Annotated in this window: 15 protein-coding genes; 4 read left to right on the top strand and 11 right to left on the bottom strand. The window is 66.2% G+C overall.

The annotated features are described in order from the left end of the window. Positions 1-113 precede the first annotated feature (113 nt). From ACMGDH_RS16330 to cyoA, 7 genes are read right to left on the bottom strand one after another with little or no spacing between them, the layout of a single operon-like run. A complete protein-coding gene (locus tag ACMGDH_RS16330; RefSeq protein ID WP_436829038.1) occupies positions 114-644 on the bottom strand; it encodes a response regulator transcription factor in 531 nt (176 codons plus the stop codon). Further along, positions 644-1,954: an ATP-binding protein gene (locus ACMGDH_RS16325; RefSeq protein WP_436829037.1), complete on the bottom strand. Its 1,311-nt coding sequence runs from the start codon at positions 1,952-1,954 to the stop codon at positions 644-646. The genes ACMGDH_RS16330 and ACMGDH_RS16325 overlap by 1 nt, the downstream gene beginning before the upstream one ends. Continuing rightward, entirely contained in the window at positions 1,954-2,652 is a 699-nt protein-coding gene (locus ACMGDH_RS16320; RefSeq protein ID WP_436829154.1) for an SURF1 family protein, read from the bottom strand. The genes ACMGDH_RS16325 and ACMGDH_RS16320 overlap by 1 nt, the downstream gene beginning before the upstream one ends. Next, positions 2,649-3,044 (bottom strand): cytochrome o ubiquinol oxidase subunit IV, encoded by a 396-nt coding sequence (cyoD, locus tag ACMGDH_RS16315; protein WP_436829036.1) that lies wholly within the window; start codon positions 3,042-3,044, stop codon positions 2,649-2,651. The genes ACMGDH_RS16320 and cyoD overlap by 4 nt, the downstream gene beginning before the upstream one ends. Further along, complete coding sequence (gene cyoC, locus ACMGDH_RS16310) at positions 3,041-3,679, bottom strand: cytochrome o ubiquinol oxidase subunit III (protein ID WP_436829035.1); 639 nt, start codon at positions 3,677-3,679, stop codon at positions 3,041-3,043. Before cyoC ends, cyoD begins: the two co-directional genes overlap by 4 nt. 1 nt (position 3,680) lies before the next feature. Beyond that, the gene (gene cyoB, locus ACMGDH_RS16305) at positions 3,681-5,681 is read right to left on the bottom strand and encodes a cytochrome o ubiquinol oxidase subunit I (protein WP_436829034.1); all 2,001 of its coding nucleotides are present in this window, start codon (positions 5,679-5,681) and stop codon (positions 3,681-3,683) included. A gap of 15 nt (positions 5,682-5,696) precedes the next feature. Beyond that, on the bottom strand, positions 5,697-6,872 hold the full coding sequence (gene cyoA / locus ACMGDH_RS16300; protein WP_436829033.1) for a ubiquinol oxidase subunit II: 1,176 nt from the start codon (positions 6,870-6,872) through the stop codon (positions 5,697-5,699). 131 nt (positions 6,873-7,003) lie between these two features. Between cyoA and ACMGDH_RS16295 the strand changes: the two genes are divergently transcribed. The 3 genes from ACMGDH_RS16295 to pelA all read left to right on the top strand — a co-directional run bounded on the left by ACMGDH_RS16295 (position 7,004) and on the right by pelA (position 11,373). Next, positions 7,004-8,371: an MFS transporter gene (locus ACMGDH_RS16295; RefSeq protein ID WP_436829032.1), complete on the top strand. Its 1,368-nt coding sequence runs from the start codon at positions 7,004-7,006 to the stop codon at positions 8,369-8,371. Positions 8,372-8,479: 108 nt separating this feature from the next. After that, positions 8,480-10,069, top strand: coding sequence for a family 43 glycosylhydrolase (locus ACMGDH_RS16290; protein ID WP_436829031.1), 1,590 nt, complete (start codon positions 8,480-8,482; stop codon positions 10,067-10,069). An 11-nt stretch (positions 10,070-10,080) separates the two neighbouring features. Continuing rightward, on the top strand, positions 10,081-11,373 hold the full coding sequence (gene pelA, locus ACMGDH_RS16285; protein ID WP_436829030.1) for a pectate lyase: 1,293 nt from the start codon (positions 10,081-10,083) through the stop codon (positions 11,371-11,373). Between the two features lie 31 nt (positions 11,374-11,404). Here pelA and ACMGDH_RS16280 read toward each other — a convergent pair whose 3' ends face one another. The 3 genes from ACMGDH_RS16280 to ACMGDH_RS16270 all read right to left on the bottom strand — a co-directional run bounded on the left by ACMGDH_RS16280 (position 11,405) and on the right by ACMGDH_RS16270 (position 13,662). Further along, positions 11,405-12,094, bottom strand: coding sequence for a DUF3313 family protein (locus ACMGDH_RS16280; protein WP_436829029.1), 690 nt, complete (start codon positions 12,092-12,094; stop codon positions 11,405-11,407). A gap of 365 nt (positions 12,095-12,459) precedes the next feature. Then, positions 12,460-13,254, bottom strand: coding sequence for an IclR family transcriptional regulator (locus tag ACMGDH_RS16275; protein WP_436829028.1), 795 nt, complete (start codon positions 13,252-13,254; stop codon positions 12,460-12,462). A 75-nt stretch (positions 13,255-13,329) separates the two neighbouring features. Further along, positions 13,330-13,662: an L-rhamnose mutarotase gene (locus ACMGDH_RS16270; protein ID WP_436829027.1), complete on the bottom strand. Its 333-nt coding sequence runs from the start codon at positions 13,660-13,662 to the stop codon at positions 13,330-13,332. 216 nt (positions 13,663-13,878) lie between these two features. Here ACMGDH_RS16270 and ACMGDH_RS16265 point away from each other — a divergent pair, with 216 nt between their 5' ends. After that, positions 13,879-15,195, top strand: a complete 1,317-nt coding sequence (locus ACMGDH_RS16265) for an L-fuconate dehydratase (RefSeq protein ID WP_436829026.1) — start codon at positions 13,879-13,881, stop codon at positions 15,193-15,195. Here the strand turns inward: ACMGDH_RS16265 and ACMGDH_RS16260 are convergent. After that, positions 15,144-16,727, bottom strand: a complete 1,584-nt coding sequence (locus ACMGDH_RS16260; protein WP_436829025.1) for a tryptophan halogenase family protein — start codon at positions 16,725-16,727, stop codon at positions 15,144-15,146. The genes ACMGDH_RS16265 and ACMGDH_RS16260 overlap by 52 nt on opposite strands. Between the last annotated feature and the right edge of the window lie 217 nt (positions 16,728-16,944).

Here is a 16,944-nt window from a genome sequence, read left to right as displayed (position 1 = left end):
CGACAAGAATCGAGAGATATGTCTTCATGGCAGGGGCGGGGAGATGTCCTGAGCGAGATCGGAAAGGACCAATCTACGTCCCTAGGATTGCATCTCGGAGACACGCTCCGGGTTCATTTCACCGGCCGCTTCTCGAGCTTCCTCGCCAGCGTGCGGCGGTGCATGCCCAGGCGCCGGGCGGCTTCGGAGATGTTGAAGCCGGTTTCGGCGAGCGTCTGGTTGATCATCTCCCACTCGCGCGTCTTGATCGATGTCGATCGGTTGCCGACCGGCGCCTCCGCATCTCCGGCGGTGCGGCCGAATGCCGCTTCTATGTCGTCGGTGCTCGATGGCTTCACGAGATAGTGGCACGCGCCGAGCTTGATCGCCTCCACCGCCGTGCCGATGCTGGCATAGCCGGTCAGCACCACGATCAGCATCTCCGGATCATGAGCATGGAGCTTCGCCACGCAGGGCAGGCCGGATGCGCCGCCGAGCTTGAGGTCGACCACGGCGCGATCGAAGGCTTCCGCATCGAGCAGGGAATCGAGTTCGGCGGGGCTCGCCGCCACCTGCACATGATATCCCCGCCGCTCGAACGAACGCTGCAGCGTGCGTGCGAAGGTCGCGTCGTCCTCGACGATCACCAGCCTGAGGTCGTCCATCAGCGCCTCTCCTGATGAATAGCGAGCGGGAGCAGCAGCCGCACCTCGGCACCGCCTCCCACCATGTTGCGCGCTTCGAGCCGGCCTCCCAGCCGGCGCGCAACATTGGTGGCCAGGAACAGTCCCAGCCCGTGCCCCGCGCCTTTGGCCGACTGGAGCGGCTTGCCGACTTGCGCGAGCGTTTCGGGAGCAAAACCGTCGCCCCAGTCGCGGACCGCGATCGCAAGCATGTTGCCCTCGACCCCTACGGTCAGCCGGACGCCCGCGGGCGAGGCTTCCGCACCATTGTCCAGCAGGTTCCAGATCGCCTGGCGAAGCGCGGGGTCGATCGCGATAATGGCCTCGCCGACACCGCCGTCGCGATAATCGAGCGGGACTTGCGGCTGGGTCGAACGCCACGCATCGACCACGGCATCCACGAAGGCGTCGGCCCCGATGCGCTCCATCGCCTCCCCGCGCGGTTGGCCGGCTGAATGAAGGATGTCGGATACGATCGTCTTGCAACGCCGGACTTCGGTCTGCATTTCCTCGACTTCGGTGGCGAGTTCGGGATCGCTTGCGATCTGCGGCATGCGTTGCCAATCCCCCAGGATCACCGAAAGCGTGCCCAGCGGAGTGCCGAGCTCGTGCGCCGCGCCCGATGCGAAGAGCCCCATGCGCACGATGCCTTCCTCCTCCGCAGCGTGCTGGCGCAGGTCGGCGACATGAGCGTCGCGAGCGCGCAGGTTGCGGCTGATCCGGGTGATGAACAGCACGAGCAGCGCCGCGACCATGGCGAAGGCGATCCAGTGGCCGATCGCGAACAAATCGGTGCTGTCGTCGGCCAGTCGCGGGGGAAGGGCGAGCGGCACGTAGCGCACGCTGAGCAGCGCATAAGCGAGGCAGGTGGCGGCGACGAGGACCGCGACCAGCGTCGCGGGGAGAAGGATCGCGCCGAGCACCACCTGCAGCAGGTAGAGCGAGATGAACGGATTGGTCGCGCCGCCGCTGAAATAGAGCTGGAGCGTCAGCGCGGCCATGTCGATCAGCAGCGCCGCCATCACTTCGCCCTCGTGCACGCGGTGGCGCGGCACGGCCAGCAGCGCGAGCAGATTGGCCCCCGCGAGGAGCGCCGCGACGGCGAGCATCTCGACGATCGGCAGCGGCACGCGCAGCCCGAAATGGACGAGCAGGATGGCGCCGGTCTGCCCCGCTACGGCGATCCAGCGCAACTGGACGAGCTGGCGCATGTTCGCCGCCGCCGCCGTCTCGGCGGAAGGCCCGCTCGGCGCATCGGAATGCCGTGTGAGCGCGAGGATCGGCGCGTCCATCAACGGCGCACCGGCATGCGCAGCAGGAAGAAGACGGCGAACGCGCTCAGCCCCGCCAGCGCGAACCAGGTGAGCGCATAGACCAGGTGCGTGTTGCGGAAGCGGACCACGGTGAGTCCGCCTAGCGGATAGCCGCCGGGATTGGGAGCGGCATCGGCATCGACGAAGAACGGCGCCACCGCGCCCAGCCGCCGCGCCTGCGCGATTGCGGAGACGTCGCGCGAGAACCAGCGGTCATGCGCGGGATCGTTGGCGCGCAGGAAACCGCCCTTCGGCTCGGTCAGCCGCAGGAGCCCGGTGACGGTCACGGGTCCGGAGACTTGCCCGGCCAGTCGCGTTGCGGGCGCGCGGCGTTCGCCGGGGACGAAGCCGCGGTTCACGAGCACGATTCCCTGCGGTGTGCGCAGCGGCGTGACCACCCAGAACCCCGCGCCGCGCTCGGTCAGCGCCTGCACCAGCGTCTCGCGATCGTGCAGGAAAACACCTGCCGCGCGCACCTTGCGATATTCGATCGTGCGCGGATCGAGACGGGGCCATTCCACCGCAGCGGGCAGCGGTGCGGCAGGGGCGTGGATGCGTGCCTCCATTCGAGCGATCAGGTCCAGCTTCCATGCGCGCCGCTCGATCTGCCAGATGCCGAGTGCCGCGAAGCCTGCTGCCGCGAGCAGCGCCAGCGCGATCAGCAGCGCACGTTTCAGGGCAGCTGGCCCGTTTCCGCTATAGGCGCCGTCATCGGCATCATGTTGCTGTTGAGATGGTACATGATCCACAGCGATCCCGCGATCACGATCAGGACGATGACGGCGGTGAAGGTATAGGCCATCAGCGTCCAGCCACCCTCGGCACGGGTGTTGACGTGGAGGAAGCAGACGGTGTGCACCAGGATCTGCACCACTGCGAAGCCGATGATCAGGATCGACGTCAGCTGCGGGTCCAGCGGGCCGGTCATCACCAGCCAGAACGGCACGGCAGTGAGCACTACCGAAAGCAGGAAGCCGATCACATAGCCGCGCCGCGTGAGATGGCTGTGCGTCTCGCCGTGATCGTGCGCCGCGTCGGCATGGGCAGCGGCATGGGTGGCATCGCTCATCGCAGGACCCCGAGCAGATAGACGAAGGTGAAGACGCCGATCCAGACGACGTCGAGGAAGTGCCAGAACATGCTGAGGCACATCAGTCGGCGCTGGTTCTCGGCATGCAATCCGCGCTGGGCGAGCTGGACCAGCATCACGCCCAGCCAGATCACGCCGAAGGTCACGTGCAGTCCGTGCGTCGCCACCAGCGTGAAGAAGGCGGAGAGGAAGGCGCTGCGCTGCGGCGTCGCGCCCTCGGCGATCAGACTGCCGAACTCGAAAAGCTCGACTCCCACGAACGCCATACCGAGCAGCCCGGTCACCACCAGCCACGCCTGGGTGCCGCGCAGCTTGCCTTCCTGCATCGCGATCATGGCGAAGCCATAGGTGATCGACGATACCAGCAGGATCGCAGTGTTGAGCGCCACCAGCGGCAGCTCGAAAATCTCGCGCGGCGCGGGGCCGCCGGCGTAGCTGGTGCTGAGCACGCCATAGGTGGCGAACAGCGTCGCAAAGATGAGCGCGTCGCTCATCAGATAGATCCAGAAGCCGAGCAGCGTGCTGCCGCCGGTCTCGTGGTGATGGTCGTCCTCTTCCACCAGGTAGAAGGTCGGCTCGCGCATCCGATCGTCGTTCAATGCGTCAGCGGCCATGTCAGGCTCCCGCCGCGAGCAGCTGGGTGCGCGCGTCCTCTGCCCGCGCCACTTCATCCGCCGGGATGAAATAATCGCGGTTGTAGTTGAAGGTGTGGACGATCCCCACGACGAGCAGCCCCACTGCCGACAGCGCCGCCAGCCACCACATGTACCAGACCATCCCGAAGCCAAGCGCCAGCGCCAGCGCCGAGAGGATCACGCCCGCGCCGGTGTTGCGCGGCATGTGGATCGGCCGGAAGCCGCTGGTCGGCCGCTGCGCGCCGCGCTCCTTCATGTCGTACCAGGCGTCGAGATCGTGCACCTGCGGAGTGAAGGCGAAGTTATAGGCAGGCGGCGGCGACGAGGTCGCCCATTCGAGCGTGCGGCCGTTCCAGGGATCGCCCGTGGTGTCGCGCAGCTTCTCGCGATTCTTGATGCTGACCGCGATCTGGATGATGAACGCGAGGATGCCCACCGCGATGATCGCCACGCCGACCGCTGCGATCAGGAACAGCGGCTGGGTCGCGGCATCCTCGACGTGCTGCAGGCGCCGGGTCACGCCCATCAGGCCCGCCACGTACATCGGCGTCCAGGCGACCCAATAGCCGATCACCCAGCCCCAGAAGTGGATCTTCCCCCAGAACGGATCGAGCTTGAAGCCGAAGGCCTTGGGAAACCAATATTCGATCGCCGCGAACAGGCCGAACACGACACCGCCGATGATGACGTTGTGGAAATGCGCCACCAGGAATAGCGAATTGTGGAGCACGAAGTCCGCCGGCGGCACCGCGAGCAGCACGCCGGTCATCCCGCCCACCGTGAAGGTGAGCATGAAGGCGATCACCCACTGCATCGGCAGCTCGAAGCGGATACGGCCGCGGTACATGGTGAACAGCCAGTTGAATATCTTGGCGCCGGTGGGGATCGAGATGACCATCGTCGCGATGCCGAAGAAGCTGTTGACGCTGGCGCCGGAGCCCATGGTGAAGAAGTGGTGGAGCCACACCAGCCACGACAGGATCGTGATGACGACCGTCGCGTAGACCATCGACGAATAGCCGAACAGCCGCTTGCCGGTGAAGGTGGAGGTGATCTCCGAATAGATGCCGAACGCCGGCAGGATCAGGACGTACACCTCGGGATGGCCCCAGATCCACACCAGGTTCCAGTACATCATCGGGTTGCCGCCGAGATCGTTGGTGAAGAAGTTGGTGCCGACATAGCGATCGAGCATCAGCATCGCGAACGCCGCGGTGAGCACGGGGAAGATCGCGACTACCAGGATGTTGCTGCAGAAGGCGGTCCATACGAAGATCGGCATCTTCATCATCGTCATGCCCGGCGCGCGCATCTTGATCACCGTCGCGACCATGTTGATGCCGGACAATGTCGTGCCGATACCCGCTATCTGGAGCGCCCAAAGATAGTAATCCGGCCCGGTGCCGGGGCTGTTCTGCAGATTGGCGACCGGCACATAGTTGAGCCAACCCGCGGTCGAAAATTCGCCCACGAACAGCGAGATCATCACGAGCAGCGCGCCCGCCACCGTCAGCCAGAAGCTCAGGTTGTTGAGGAAGGGGAAGGCCACGTCGCGTGCGCCGATCTGCAGCGGCATGACATAGTTGACGATTCCCACGATCAGCGGGATCGCCACAAAGAAGATCATGATCGTCCCGTGGGCGGTGAAGATCTGGTCGTAATGGTGCGGGGGCAGATAGCCTTCGTTCCCCCCGAAGGCCATCGCCTGCTGGGTGCGCATCATCACTGCATCGGCGAAGCCGCGCAGCAGCATGATGATGCCCAGGATCATGTACATGATCCCGATCTTCTTGTGGTCGACGGTGGTGAACCACTCCCGCCACAGCCAGCCCCACAGCCGGTATTTGGTCACGACGCCTAGGATGCCGAGCCCCGCCAGGATCACGACGACGAAGGTCACGAGCAGGATCGGCTCGTGGAGGGGGAAGGATTCGAAGCCCAGGCGGCCGAAGATCGCCTTGGTGATCGGCTCATCGAACATGGTGGCTCCGGCGGCTCAGGCTGCGTCGGCGCGAAGGGCGCGCGGCGCGGCGGGGAGGAGGTTGTGCGACATGTCGCGGTTCTTGTGCGATGCGGGCTCGGTGCTGCCCGGCGTACCCGGCTCGGGCGGCTTGGTGTAGTGCGGAGCCGTGCCCTTCTCCTCGCCTTCCTTGAACAGCCCGCCCTCGGGCCTTTGGCCGGCAGGCGGCGGCGCGCTGCGTCCCGGGGGCATTCCGGCGCCTGCGCGCGGATCGTGCGGATGCCCGCCGCCGGCTTCCATGTCGCGGCGCATCACGTCGGTCATGCACGGCGTGCCGGGGCGGACGCAGCGGTTGTAGACACGGTCGAACAGGGCGGGCTCGACGCTCGAAAAATACATCGCCGGCACGCGTTCGCTCGGCTTTTCGAGCGCGAGGAACCGATTGGTGTCGAGCGCGGGGCCGCTGGCCTTCACGCGCGCGATCCAGGCATCGAACCCGGCCTGATCGACGCCATAGAGCTTGAAACGCATGTCGGAGAAGCCCGCGCCGCTATAGTTGGCGGACATGCCGTGGAATTCGCCCGGGCGGTTGAGCACCGCGTGGATCGTGCTGCGCATCGCGGGCATGACGTAGATCATCCCCGCCAGCGTCGGCGCGTAGAAGGTGTTCATCATGTTGGTGGAGGTGAGCTCGAACCGCACCGGCCGATCGATCGGCAGCGCCAGCTCGTTGACGGTCGCGACGCCCTGCTCGGGGTAGATGAACAGCCATTTCCAGTCGAGCGAGACGACCTGGACGGTGAGCGGCTTCACCTTGGGATCCACCGGCTTCGCCGCCGAGACGCGGTTGAGCGGGCGGAACGGGTCGAGCAAATGGGTGCTCCACCAGGTCAGCGCGCCGAGGCAGATGATGATCAGCAGCGGCGCCGACCAGATCACCAGCTCCAGCGCGGTCGAGTGATCGAAATGGGGATCGTAGGTGGCGTCCTTGTTGCCCTGGCGATAGCGCCACGCGAACACCACGATCAGCGCCATCACCGGAACGATGATCAGCAGCATCAGCGCAGTCGAGATATAGATGATGTCGCGCTGCTGGAGTGCGATGTCGCCGGCGGGATCGAGAACGGCGTGGTTGCACGCCGATAGCAATGCCGCCAGCGGCAGAAGGCTGAGGATCCGGCGTGTCGTGGACGTTCGCTTGGCTTCGCGCATGGACCTCCGCCTATCCCGGCGCCCCCTTGCGCCGACATTGGACATTTTGTCCTATCCCCGCCCTGGCGCTTTTCTGGTGCAAGGGACGTTCAAAGGCAATAACATGAAATCAGGCCGCCGGAGCGAACCGAATGAGTGCACCGATCGCCGCGTCTAGTTCGACGCCCCTGGAGCGCGATGCCCGTCTCATCAATGCGCGCGATCACAAGATCGCGCCGGGCGAGATCGCCATCGGCGTGATCATCGGCCGCACGAGCGAGTTCTTCGACTTCTTCGTCTATGCGATCGCGTCGGTGCTGGTGTTCCCGTCGCTGGTATTCTCGTTCGTCGATCCGCTCACCGGCACGCTCTATTCGTTCGCGCTGTTCGCGCTCGCCTTCATCGCGCGGCCGCTCGGATCGGCCATCTTCATGTGGGTCGATCGCAACCACGGACGCGGGGTGAAGCTCACGATCGCGCTGTTCCTGCTGGGTGGTTCGACGATGGCGATGGCGTTCCTGCCGTCCTACGCTCAGGTCGGGCCGGTCGCGATCTGGCTGCTCGCGCTGTGCCGGATAGGGCAGGGCGTGGCGCTGGGGGGCGCCTGGGACGGGCTGCCGTCGCTGCTCTCGCTCAACGCGCCGCAGAAGCATCGCGGCTGGTATGCGATGATTCCGCAGCTGGGGGCGCCGCTTGGGCTGATCGTCGCCTCGGGCCTGTTCGCCTTCTTCCTCTCGACCCTCAGCACGCAGGATTTCCTGAGCTGGGGCTGGCGCTATCCCTTCTTCGTCGCCTTTGCGATCAACGTGGTGGCGCTGTTCGCGCGGCTGCGGCTGGTCGCGACGCCCGAGTTCGAGCGGCTGTTCGAGAGCCGCGAGCTCCAGCCGGCACCCTTCTGGGAGACGGTGCGCGTGGAGTGGCGGACGATCGTGCTGGGCGCCTTCGCGCCGCTTGCCAGCTTCGCGCTGTTCCACCTCGTCACGGTGTTCCCACTGTCCTGGGTGGCGCTGAATACGGACGAGGCGGTGGTCCGCTTCCTGGTGATCGAGATCGTCGGCGCGGGCGTCTGCGTGCTCTCGATCCTGGCTTCGGGGCTGATCGCCGACATTGTCGGCAGGCGCGCGGTGCTCGGCGTATCCGCGGTGCTGATCGGCGCCTATAGCGGCTTCGCGCCCCAGCTGCTGGGTGCCGGAAGCTTCGGCGAGACCGTCTACATGATCGGCGGGTTCGTGCTGCTCGGGCTGGCGTTCGGCCAGTCCTCAGGGGCGGTGAACGGCAGCTTCTCGAGCGAGCGGCGCTACACCGGCGCGGCCACCACCGCCAATCTCGCCTGGCTGATCGGCGCGGGCTTCGCCCCGCTGGTCGCGCTCGCGCTCGCCAGCAGCTTCGGGCTGTGGTCGGTCGGCGCCTATCTGCTCTCCGGCGCGATCTGCACGCTGGTGGCGCTCGCGATCAACAAGGATTGGGCGCGGCCTACCGGCCCGGCAGCCGAGAACGCCGAGCGCATTTCCCCAGCTTAGGCTGAACCATTCGATATCGCGCATGGCCGCGTCCTTGACGCAGGAATTGACACCGGTATCATCACCACGCACGGCGCCAGGGAACGAGCGCCGAGCGAGGGAGAGCCGATGCAACTGACAAGACGCGCCACGTTCGGAACGGCGCTCGCCGGAACCGCCGCCACGCTGCTGCCGGGAGCGGCGAAGGCCGAGACGAAGGCCGCCGACAACTGGAAGCGCGGCTTCGACAATCAGCGCATCGCCGATCTGGGCGACGGCCGCTTCCTCAACCCGCTCGTCTCGGGCGACCGCGCCGATCCCGCCATCCTCAAGGACGGCGCGGACTATTACATGACCTTCTCGAGCTTCGATTCCTATCCGGGGCTCACGATCTGGCACAGCCGCGACCTGATCAACTGGCAGCCGCGCAAGGCTGCGCTCAACAAGAACATCGGCTCGGTGTGGGCGGTCAGCCTCGAGAAGCACGAGGGCCGCTATTTCCTCTACATCCCCGTCAAGGCGAAGCCCAACTCGATCTTCGTCATCTGGGCCGATCATATCGACGGACCGTGGAGCGACCCGATCGACCTGAAGCTCCCCGCACACATCGATCCGTGCCACGTCGTGGGCGAAGACGGATCGCGCTGGCTGTTCCTGTCGGGCGGCGACCGCATCCGGCTGGCGGACGACGGGCTTTCGACCGTGGGCCAGGTCGAGCACGTCTACGATCCCTGGCGCTACCCGGAGGACTGGGTGGTCGAGGGGTTCGCTCCCGAGGGACCCAAGCTCTATCGCCACGGCGATTGGTTCTACATGATCACCGCGGTCGGCGGCACCGCAGGTCCCCCCACCGGACATATGGTCATCGCAGCGCGGTCGCGCTCGATCCACGGGCCATGGGAGAATTGCCCGCACAACCCGCTGGTCCGCACTACGAGCATAGACGAGAAATGGTGGTCGCGGGGCCACGCATCGCTGGTCGAGGCGCCCGACGGGAGCTGGTGGTCGGTCTACCACGGCTTCGAGAACGGCTATTGGACGCTCGGCCGCCAGACTCTGCTCGATCCCATTGAATGGACGAAGGACGGCTGGTTCCGGATGAAGGGCGGGGACCTGTCGCAGCCGATCCGCAAGCCCAGGGGCGGCAGCGCGCTCCCGCACGGCCAGCCGCTGTCGGACGACTTCTCGAAGCCCCTCCAGCTCGGCAGCAAGTGGAACTTCTTCAAGCCCGCACCCGACGAGGCCGCGCGTGCGCGGGTGGCCGACGGTACCTTGTTCCTCAAGGCCACCGGTGTCGCCCCCAGCAGCTCCTCGCCGCTGCTCCTGATCGCGGGCGACCAGGCCTATCAGTTCGAATGCGATATCGAGATCGCGCCCGGCGGTGTCGCCGGGCTCGTCCTCTTCTATGACGAGAAGCTCTATTGCGGCCTCGGCTTCGACGAGAAGCGCTTCGTCACGCACCAATATGGCATCGAGCGCGGCCGCCCGGCCAACCCGCACGGCCGCCGGATGCGCATGCGCGTCACCAACGATCGGCACATCATCTCCTTCCACACCAGTGGCGACGGCGGCGCGACCTGGAAGCGCTTCGATCGCGGGATGGAGGTCTCGGGCTACCACCACAATGTCCGCGGCGGATTCCTGATGCTGCGGCCCGGCCTTTATTCGGCGGGAGAGGGCGAGGCCAAATTCCGCGACTTCCGCTTCCGCGCGCTGTGAGGAGCGGAGCCATGCGCAGCCTTGCAACCCTCGCCGCGGTGGTGCTGGTCGCGGCGCCAGCGGTAGCGGAAGTGATCGGGCACATGACGCCCGCCTTGCCGCTCGACGAGGCGCGCGTCGCTACGCTGCCGCCGGCACAGCAGCCGGCATGGACCGAATATCTCGCCCGCTCGCGCGAGCAGATGCGTCGCGACCGCGCCGTGCTCTCGGCGGAGCGGGCGTCGCTGGGCGGCAATGTCCCCACACCGCCACCCGAATCCCGCGGCGGAACGATGCCGCTGGACAAGGACGCGCGCTGGTATGCGAGCGCGGAAGCGCAGCGCATCGCCGACAATATCGTGAGCTTCCAAACACCTGCCGGCGGCTGGGGCAAGAACCAGGATCGCACCGCGCCGCCGCGCGCCAAGGGACAGAGCTTCGTCATCGTCGAGCATCTGCCGCCGATGGCCAAGGGTGACATCCAGGCGCGCGATGCGTCCTGGGTCTATGTGGGCACCATCGACAATGGCGCGACCACCACCGAGCTGCGCTTCCTCGCACGCACCCAGCGCGAGCGTGCCGGCGCCGCGGGCGAAGCCTATCGGGCGGCGTTCCTGCGCGGAGTACGCTATCTGCTCGCGGCGCAATATCCCAACGGCGGCTGGCCGCAGATCTGGCCGCTCGAGGGTGGCTACCACGACGCGATCACCTACAACGACGATGCCATGGCCGAGGTGATCGAGCTGCTGCTCGATGCATCCGGACGGCAGGGCGACTATGCCTTCGTTCCCGCCGCGCTCGCTGCCGAGGCGGGTGCGGCGGTCGACCGCGGGATCGAAGTGATCCTCACCACGCAGATCGTCACCGGCGGCAAGCGGACCGGCTGGGGCCAGCAGCACGATGCGCTGACGCTCGCGCCGGTGGGCGCACGCAATTTCGAGCCCGTGTCGCTCTCGAGCAACGAGAGCGCATCGCTGCTCGCGCTGCTGATGCGGCTGCCCGATCGTTCGCCCCGGATCGATGCAGCGATCGACGCAGGCATCGCCTGGCTGCGCAGCATCGCGGTCCACGACGTCGAATGGACTGCGGCCACGCCCGGCGAGGGCCGCCGGCTGGTGCCCAAGCCCGGAGCAGGCCCGATCTGGGCGCGCTTCTACGACATCAAGACGATGCGTCCGATCTTCGGCGACCGCGACCGCTCGATCCACGACGACGTCAACGACCTCAGCCCCGCGCGCCGCAACGGCTACAGCTGGTTCGGCACCGGTCCGCGCAAGGTGATCGCCGCCTATGACAAGAAGCGCGCGGCGTCGGCCAATCCGTGAGCCTATCGGCGGCTGAAGTTCGTGCGCGGCGTTACTTCTTGTAGGGGCGGCCCGCCGGATCAACCGGGGAGAGCGCCTTCAGCTCGGCGAGCCCGTCGGTGCTTTCCTTCGCCCAACGGCTGAACAGCTGCTCGAACTCGCCGGCATTGGTCGCGCGGTTGCGGATATAGGGGCCGAAATCGTCGGTTTCCTGCGCATCGACTGCGCGGCCGAGCACCGCGCCGCTCACCGAGTCGCGCGCCTCGACCACCAGCATCGCGCTGCCCGCCTCGTGGGTATAGGAGCGCGTGATGCCAACTGCGGTGTCCGGAGCCTCGATATCGAGATTGAGCACCGCGGTGCGGATGCGGAGCACGTCGGGCCCGGGCTGGGTCACCACCTGATAGCCGGCCTTGGTATAGGCATCGTGGAAAATCTTGTCGAAGCCCTGCTTCGCCTCGTCGATGATCCGGCGCGCATCGGAATCGGAGACGTCGCGTGATGCTCCGTCGACCATGCTGTTCTGGTCGCGCTGCCAGTTCTTGCGGAACGCCACTTCGGTGGGATCGAGCATCACCTTGGTGTAGCCGCGGAAGTCGGCATGGGGCAGCAGATAGACTGCGTCGAGCTTCTTGGCCTTGATGCGCAGCAGATTGTCCCAGCTGCGCGCGTCCTGCGCTGCGATCGGCGTGGCCACTGCAACCATCAGGCCGATTGCCGCAAACTTGGCGAATGTCCTCATCGGGCTTCTCCCCTGTATTCGACCCGATTAATCACCGCCGGCGCACGCGGTCGCTATCAGCACAACTACTGGTCGAGGCCGGGATATTTCCGCAGGGTCCGCGGAACGAAGAAGCGTTGAGGTCGCCGGCGGCCTTAATCCTCCCCCGCCAGGGGGAGGTATCAGGCGCAGCCTGACGGAGGGGGAGGAAGCACGCCGCTCATGTTCTAGCGTCCGCCCCCTCCGACGCCTTCGGCGCCACTTCCCCCTGGCGGGGGAGGATTGAACGGTTTTGGTACCGGATCGAAAACGCCGGTCCTCAGGCGGGCAGTCACCAGAACGCTATCGCTCGAAAAGCACAGGCTGGTAAAATAGGATCTGTCGCCTCAGAGCCGGCTATCGCCTTCCACCAGCTGGGCAGAGATGCGATCGGCCGCCTCGCGCACCATCTCGGCAGTCTCCCGCCGCGAGACTGCGGGCTGGAGCTTCTTGAGATAGGGCACCGTCAGCGCCGCCGCAGCCATGCCCCCGCGCAGCACCGGTGCCGAAATATCGGTCACGCTCGCGACGAACTTGCTCGGCGTGAGCTCGACATGGCGCTCGCGGACCGCGTCGGCATGCGCACGGAATTCCGCGAGCGCCGCCGCATCGAGCGGGGGATTGAACAGCTGCTCCCAGCGGCGGCGAACATCGTCGGGCTGGAACGCGTAGAGCACGGCGCCCGACGCGGTCAGGTGCAGCGGGCGGCGGTAGCCGACGCGCACCGAGAAGCCGAGCTGCTCGCTCGATTCCATCCGCGCCACCACCACCATCTCGCCCAGCGTGTGCAGCGCCAGATGGCACGACTGGCCGATCGCCAGCGCCAGCTGCCGCATCACCGGCAGCGCCGCCTCGATCAGGTTGCGCGTGCGCGGCTGCTGCATGCCGAGCGAGAACAGCCGGTCGGTCAGACGATAGCCGTCGCTCGCCGGGTCCTGCTCGATATAGCCGCGGAATTCGAGCACCTGGACCATGCGGAACAGCTCGCCGTGCGAGCGGCCGAGCCGATTGACGATGCCCGTCAGCGTCATCGGCTGGCTTTCGGCGGCGAGCAGCTCGAGGATGTCGATCCCCTTCTCGAGCGCGGGCGCGCGATAGCGGCGACCGCCTTCCGTCTCGCCCTCTTCGTCTATGTCCGCCACTGCCACCTCATCCCCGTTCCGGCGCCGGGCATACGCGATCCGGTCCGGGCTGCCAAATCCGCTCGGGCCGCTGGATCATTGATCGTCCAGCCGGAAGATGCACTGCATCGGCACCCATTTCTCGCCTTCGGCCGCGTGGGGCAGCGGCCGCTGGAAGCGCCACATCAGGGTTTCCCAGTCTTCGACCTCTGGAGGCTCCGTCACCGCGCGGGGATAGTCGTCCGCCACTTCGGCGATCATGACCATCCGGTCGCCCGTGCGCCATATCTCCATCGATTCCACGCCCTGCGCGCGGATATGGGCGATCACCTCGGGCCACACCGCGCCGGGCGCATGCCGCGCCTCATATTCCGCGATCAACCGCGCATCGTCGACGAGATCCAGCGCGAAGCACACCCGCCTTGCCATGCTACAACTCCCGTCAAACGCTGGCCGTAAATTAAGCAGATCGCAATTGCTTGTGCCAGAGGGGGTTGGCAAATATGAAAACCGTTATCATCTACGAACAGATATGCAATGCCCGCCGAGCGCGAGGCCGCAGGCGAGAAGGGGTATCCAGTTGACGCGCAACACCGGCCGGCCGGATCGGAAAACAGGAGCAGGCGGCCGGGGAGGGGCGGCGCGATGACCGTCATCACCAAACTCCGCGTGCTCGATATCCGCTTCCCCACGTCGCAGCACCTCGACGGCTCCGACGCGATGAACCCGGACCCCGATTATTCCGCCGCCTATTGCATCCTCGAGACCGATCAGCCGGGGCTCGCCGGCCACGGCCTTACCTTCACGATCGGCCGGGGCAACGACATCTGCTGCGCCGCGATCGAAGCGCTCGCGCCGCTGGTCGAGGGGCTCGACCTCGACTGGATCCGTGCCGATGGCGCGCGCTTCTGGCGCCATGTAACCGGCGACAGCCAACTCCGCTGGATCGGGCCCGAGAAAGGCGTGATCCATCTCGCCACCGGTGCGGTGGTCAACGCCGTCTGGGACCTTTGGGCGAAGGCCGAGGGCAAGCCGCTGTGGCGGCTGATCGGCGAGATGACTCCCGAGGAGATCGTCCGCCTCATCGACTTCCGCTACATCACCGATTGCATCACGCCAGACGAGGCGCTGGAGCTGCTCAGGGCGCGCGAGAGCGGCAAGGCCGACCGCATCCGGCGCCTCGAGGAACAGGGCTATCCGGCCTATACCACTTCGGCGGGCTGGCTCGGCTATTCGGACGAGAAGCTCGAGCGGCTATGCCGCGAGGCGGTCGACGAAGGTTTTCGCCATATCAAGCTCAAGGTCGGCCGCAGCCTGGAAGACGATGTCCGGCGCGTCTCCATTGCGCGGCGCGTGCTCGGCCCTGACCGCAAGCTGATGATCGACGCCAACCAGATTTGGGAAGTGGGCGAGGCGGTGGAGCATCTGCGCGCGCTCGCCTTCGCCGAGCCCTGGTTCATCGAGGAGCCGACCAGCCCCGACGATGTGGAGGGTCATCGGACGATCCGCGAAGCGATCGCGCCGATGCAGGTGGCGAGCGGCGAGATGTGCCAGAATCGCATCGTCTTCAAGCAGTTCATCATGCGCGGCGCGATCGACGTGGTGCAGATCGACGCCTGCCGGCTCGGCGGCGTCAACGAAGTCCTCGCGGTGCTGCTGATGGCCGCGAAACATGATTTGCCCGTGTGCCCGCACGCGGGCGGCGTGGGGCTGTGCGAATATGTCCAGCACCTCGCGATGATCGACTATCTCGCCTTCGCCGGAACGCTGGAGGGCAGGGTGATCGAATATGTCGACCACCTCCACGAGCATTTCGTCGATCCCTGCGAGGTGCGCGATGGCGCTTATCGCGCACCCGAAGCGCCGGGCTTCTCGATCGAAATGAAGCCGGCTTCGCTCGCGGCCTATCGCTATCGCGCGGGCGTTCCCGTCACCGGCCCGCGCGCGGCGCTCAGCGAGTAGTTCGCGCGCACGGGCTGGGCGGCGGGCGCGGTGCGGGCGCAGTTGGCCGCGATGAAATCCTCGTGCCGCGGCATCGCCTCGGCCCCCCGGGCGATCGCGGCCCGAATGCGGGGAAGCAGGTCGTGGAGCTTCTCGGCGGGCATGGTGTCGGCCAGCGGATCATATCCCCGCGGCTGCACGCCCTGGCCTTCGAGCACGGCAATCCAGCTCGTCTCCGCGAACAGCTCCTCGTCGACCCGGAACACCCGGGCATGGTTGCGCCACAGCGCCAGCTTCTCCTTCAGCGAATCCGGAATCTCCATGTTCCTGCAATGCGCCCAGAACGGCTCGGAACGCTCGTTGGCATGGTAGTGGAGGATCAGGAAGTCGCGGATGTGCTCATATTCCAGCGCGGTGATCCGGTTGTAGAAGTCGATGTCGGCCTGGTGGAAGTTCCGGTCCGGGAACATGCTGAGCAGCTTGATTATGCCGGTCTGCACCAGATGGATGCTGGTGGATTCGAGCGGCTCCATGAATCCGGACGCGAGCCCCAGCGACAGCACGTTCCTGTTCCAGAATTTGCGGCGCCGCCCGGTGACGAAGCGGAGCCGGTTGGGCTCGGCCATCGGCTCGCCGTCCAGATTGGCGCGCAGGATGGTTTCCGCTTCGTCGTCGGACGTGAACGCGCTCGAATAGACATGGCCGTTGCCGGTCCGGTGCTGAAGCGGGATGCGCCATTGCCACCCGGCCGCATGCGCGGTCGAGCGCGTGTACGGCGTGAGCGGGCCCGCGCTGGTACAGGGCAGTGCGATTGCGCGGTCGCAGGGCAGCCAGTGCGTCCAGTCCTCGTAGCCGGATTGCATTGCCCCTTCGATCAGCAGGCCTCGGAAGCCCGAGCAGTCGATGAAGAAGTCCGCCTCGATCGTCTCGCCTTGCTCCAGCCGCACGCCGCGCACGAATCCGTTCTCGTGCATCGGCACCTCGGCGACACGACCCTCGTGCCGGACGACCCCGCGCTTTTCGGCATAGTCGCGCAGCAGGGCGGCATAGAATGAGGCATCGAACTGAAAGGCATAGGCGATGTTGGCGAGCGTGTTCTTCGGATCGGCGGACGGTCGGCAGAACTTGCCGGAACGTGCGGCCATCGTGGGAAGGCTGTAGTCGGCGAGCGCGCCCGCTTGCCCGGCTGCCTCGGCGCGGAGACGAAGCCAGAAATGGTGGAAGGACAGCGCGTCGATGTCGGCGCCATAGCGGCCGAACGGATGGAAATAGCGCTCGCCGGGCCGCTTCCAGTCCACGAATTCGATGCCGAGCTTGAACGTCGCATTGGTGCGCTGGACGAACTCGTTCTCTTCGATCCCCAGCAACTGGTTGAACTGCAGGATCGGCGGGATGGTCGCCTCGCCCACGCCCACGGTGCCGATCGCTTCGGACTCGACCAGTGCGATCTCCACCTGGCGTGAAGCGAAGGTGCGCGCCAGCGCCGCCGCCGCCATCCAGCCGGCGGTGCCGCCGCCAACGATCACGATCTTGCGTATCGCCGATCCGCTCATTCGATCTCTCCCAGGCGATGTCGCGCTCTCATTTTCATATGTGCCTAACTTTTTCGTAGACGACTACCGACTTTCGGTGTTAGCGGTCACACGCTGAGAATGCCTGGAAAGTGCTTTGTACCTGCGAAAAATACCAGGCCCGGCGTAGGGAGATGAGCCCAGCGCGCTAGCGTCGCAGTCCCTCTCTCCCGACACAAATCGTTGCGAGCGCGTCCAA

Source organism: Sphingomonas radicis (assembly GCF_051400635.1).
In the GTDB taxonomy this organism is placed as follows: Bacteria; Pseudomonadota; Alphaproteobacteria; order Sphingomonadales; family Sphingomonadaceae; genus Sphingomonas.
This window is presented reverse-complemented; position numbering and strand designations above follow the sequence as displayed.

Excerpts from the sequence above, each read along its gene's own strand:
- cyoB (WP_436829034.1), bottom strand. The coding sequence starts at position 5,681 with ATGTTCGATGAGCCGATCACCAAGGCGATCTTCGGCCGCCTGGGCTTC.
- cyoC (WP_436829035.1), bottom strand. The coding sequence starts at position 3,679 with ATGGCCGCTGACGCATTGAACGACGATCGGATGCGCGAGCCGACCTTC.
- ACMGDH_RS16325 (WP_436829037.1), bottom strand. The coding sequence starts at position 1,954 with ATGGACGCGCCGATCCTCGCGCTCACACGGCATTCCGATGCGCCGAGC.
- cyoA (WP_436829033.1), bottom strand. The coding sequence starts at position 6,872 with ATGCGCGAAGCCAAGCGAACGTCCACGACACGCCGGATCCTCAGCCTT.
- ACMGDH_RS16270 (WP_436829027.1), bottom strand. The coding sequence starts at position 13,662 with ATGGCAAGGCGGGTGTGCTTCGCGCTGGATCTCGTCGACGATGCGCGG.
- ACMGDH_RS16280 (WP_436829029.1), bottom strand. The coding sequence starts at position 12,094 with ATGAGGACATTCGCCAAGTTTGCGGCAATCGGCCTGATGGTTGCAGTG.
- ACMGDH_RS16330 (WP_436829038.1), bottom strand. The coding sequence starts at position 644 with ATGGACGACCTCAGGCTGGTGATCGTCGAGGACGACGCGACCTTCGCA.
- ACMGDH_RS16295 (WP_436829032.1), top strand. The coding sequence starts at position 7,004 with ATGAGTGCACCGATCGCCGCGTCTAGTTCGACGCCCCTGGAGCGCGAT.
- ACMGDH_RS16265 (WP_436829026.1), top strand. The coding sequence starts at position 13,879 with ATGACCGTCATCACCAAACTCCGCGTGCTCGATATCCGCTTCCCCACG.
- pelA (WP_436829030.1), top strand. The coding sequence starts at position 10,081 with ATGCGCAGCCTTGCAACCCTCGCCGCGGTGGTGCTGGTCGCGGCGCCA.
- cyoD (WP_436829036.1), bottom strand. The coding sequence starts at position 3,044 with ATGAGCGATGCCACCCATGCCGCTGCCCATGCCGACGCGGCGCACGAT.
- ACMGDH_RS16290 (WP_436829031.1), top strand. The coding sequence starts at position 8,480 with ATGCAACTGACAAGACGCGCCACGTTCGGAACGGCGCTCGCCGGAACC.
- ACMGDH_RS16260 (WP_436829025.1), bottom strand. The coding sequence starts at position 16,727 with ATGAGCGGATCGGCGATACGCAAGATCGTGATCGTTGGCGGCGGCACC.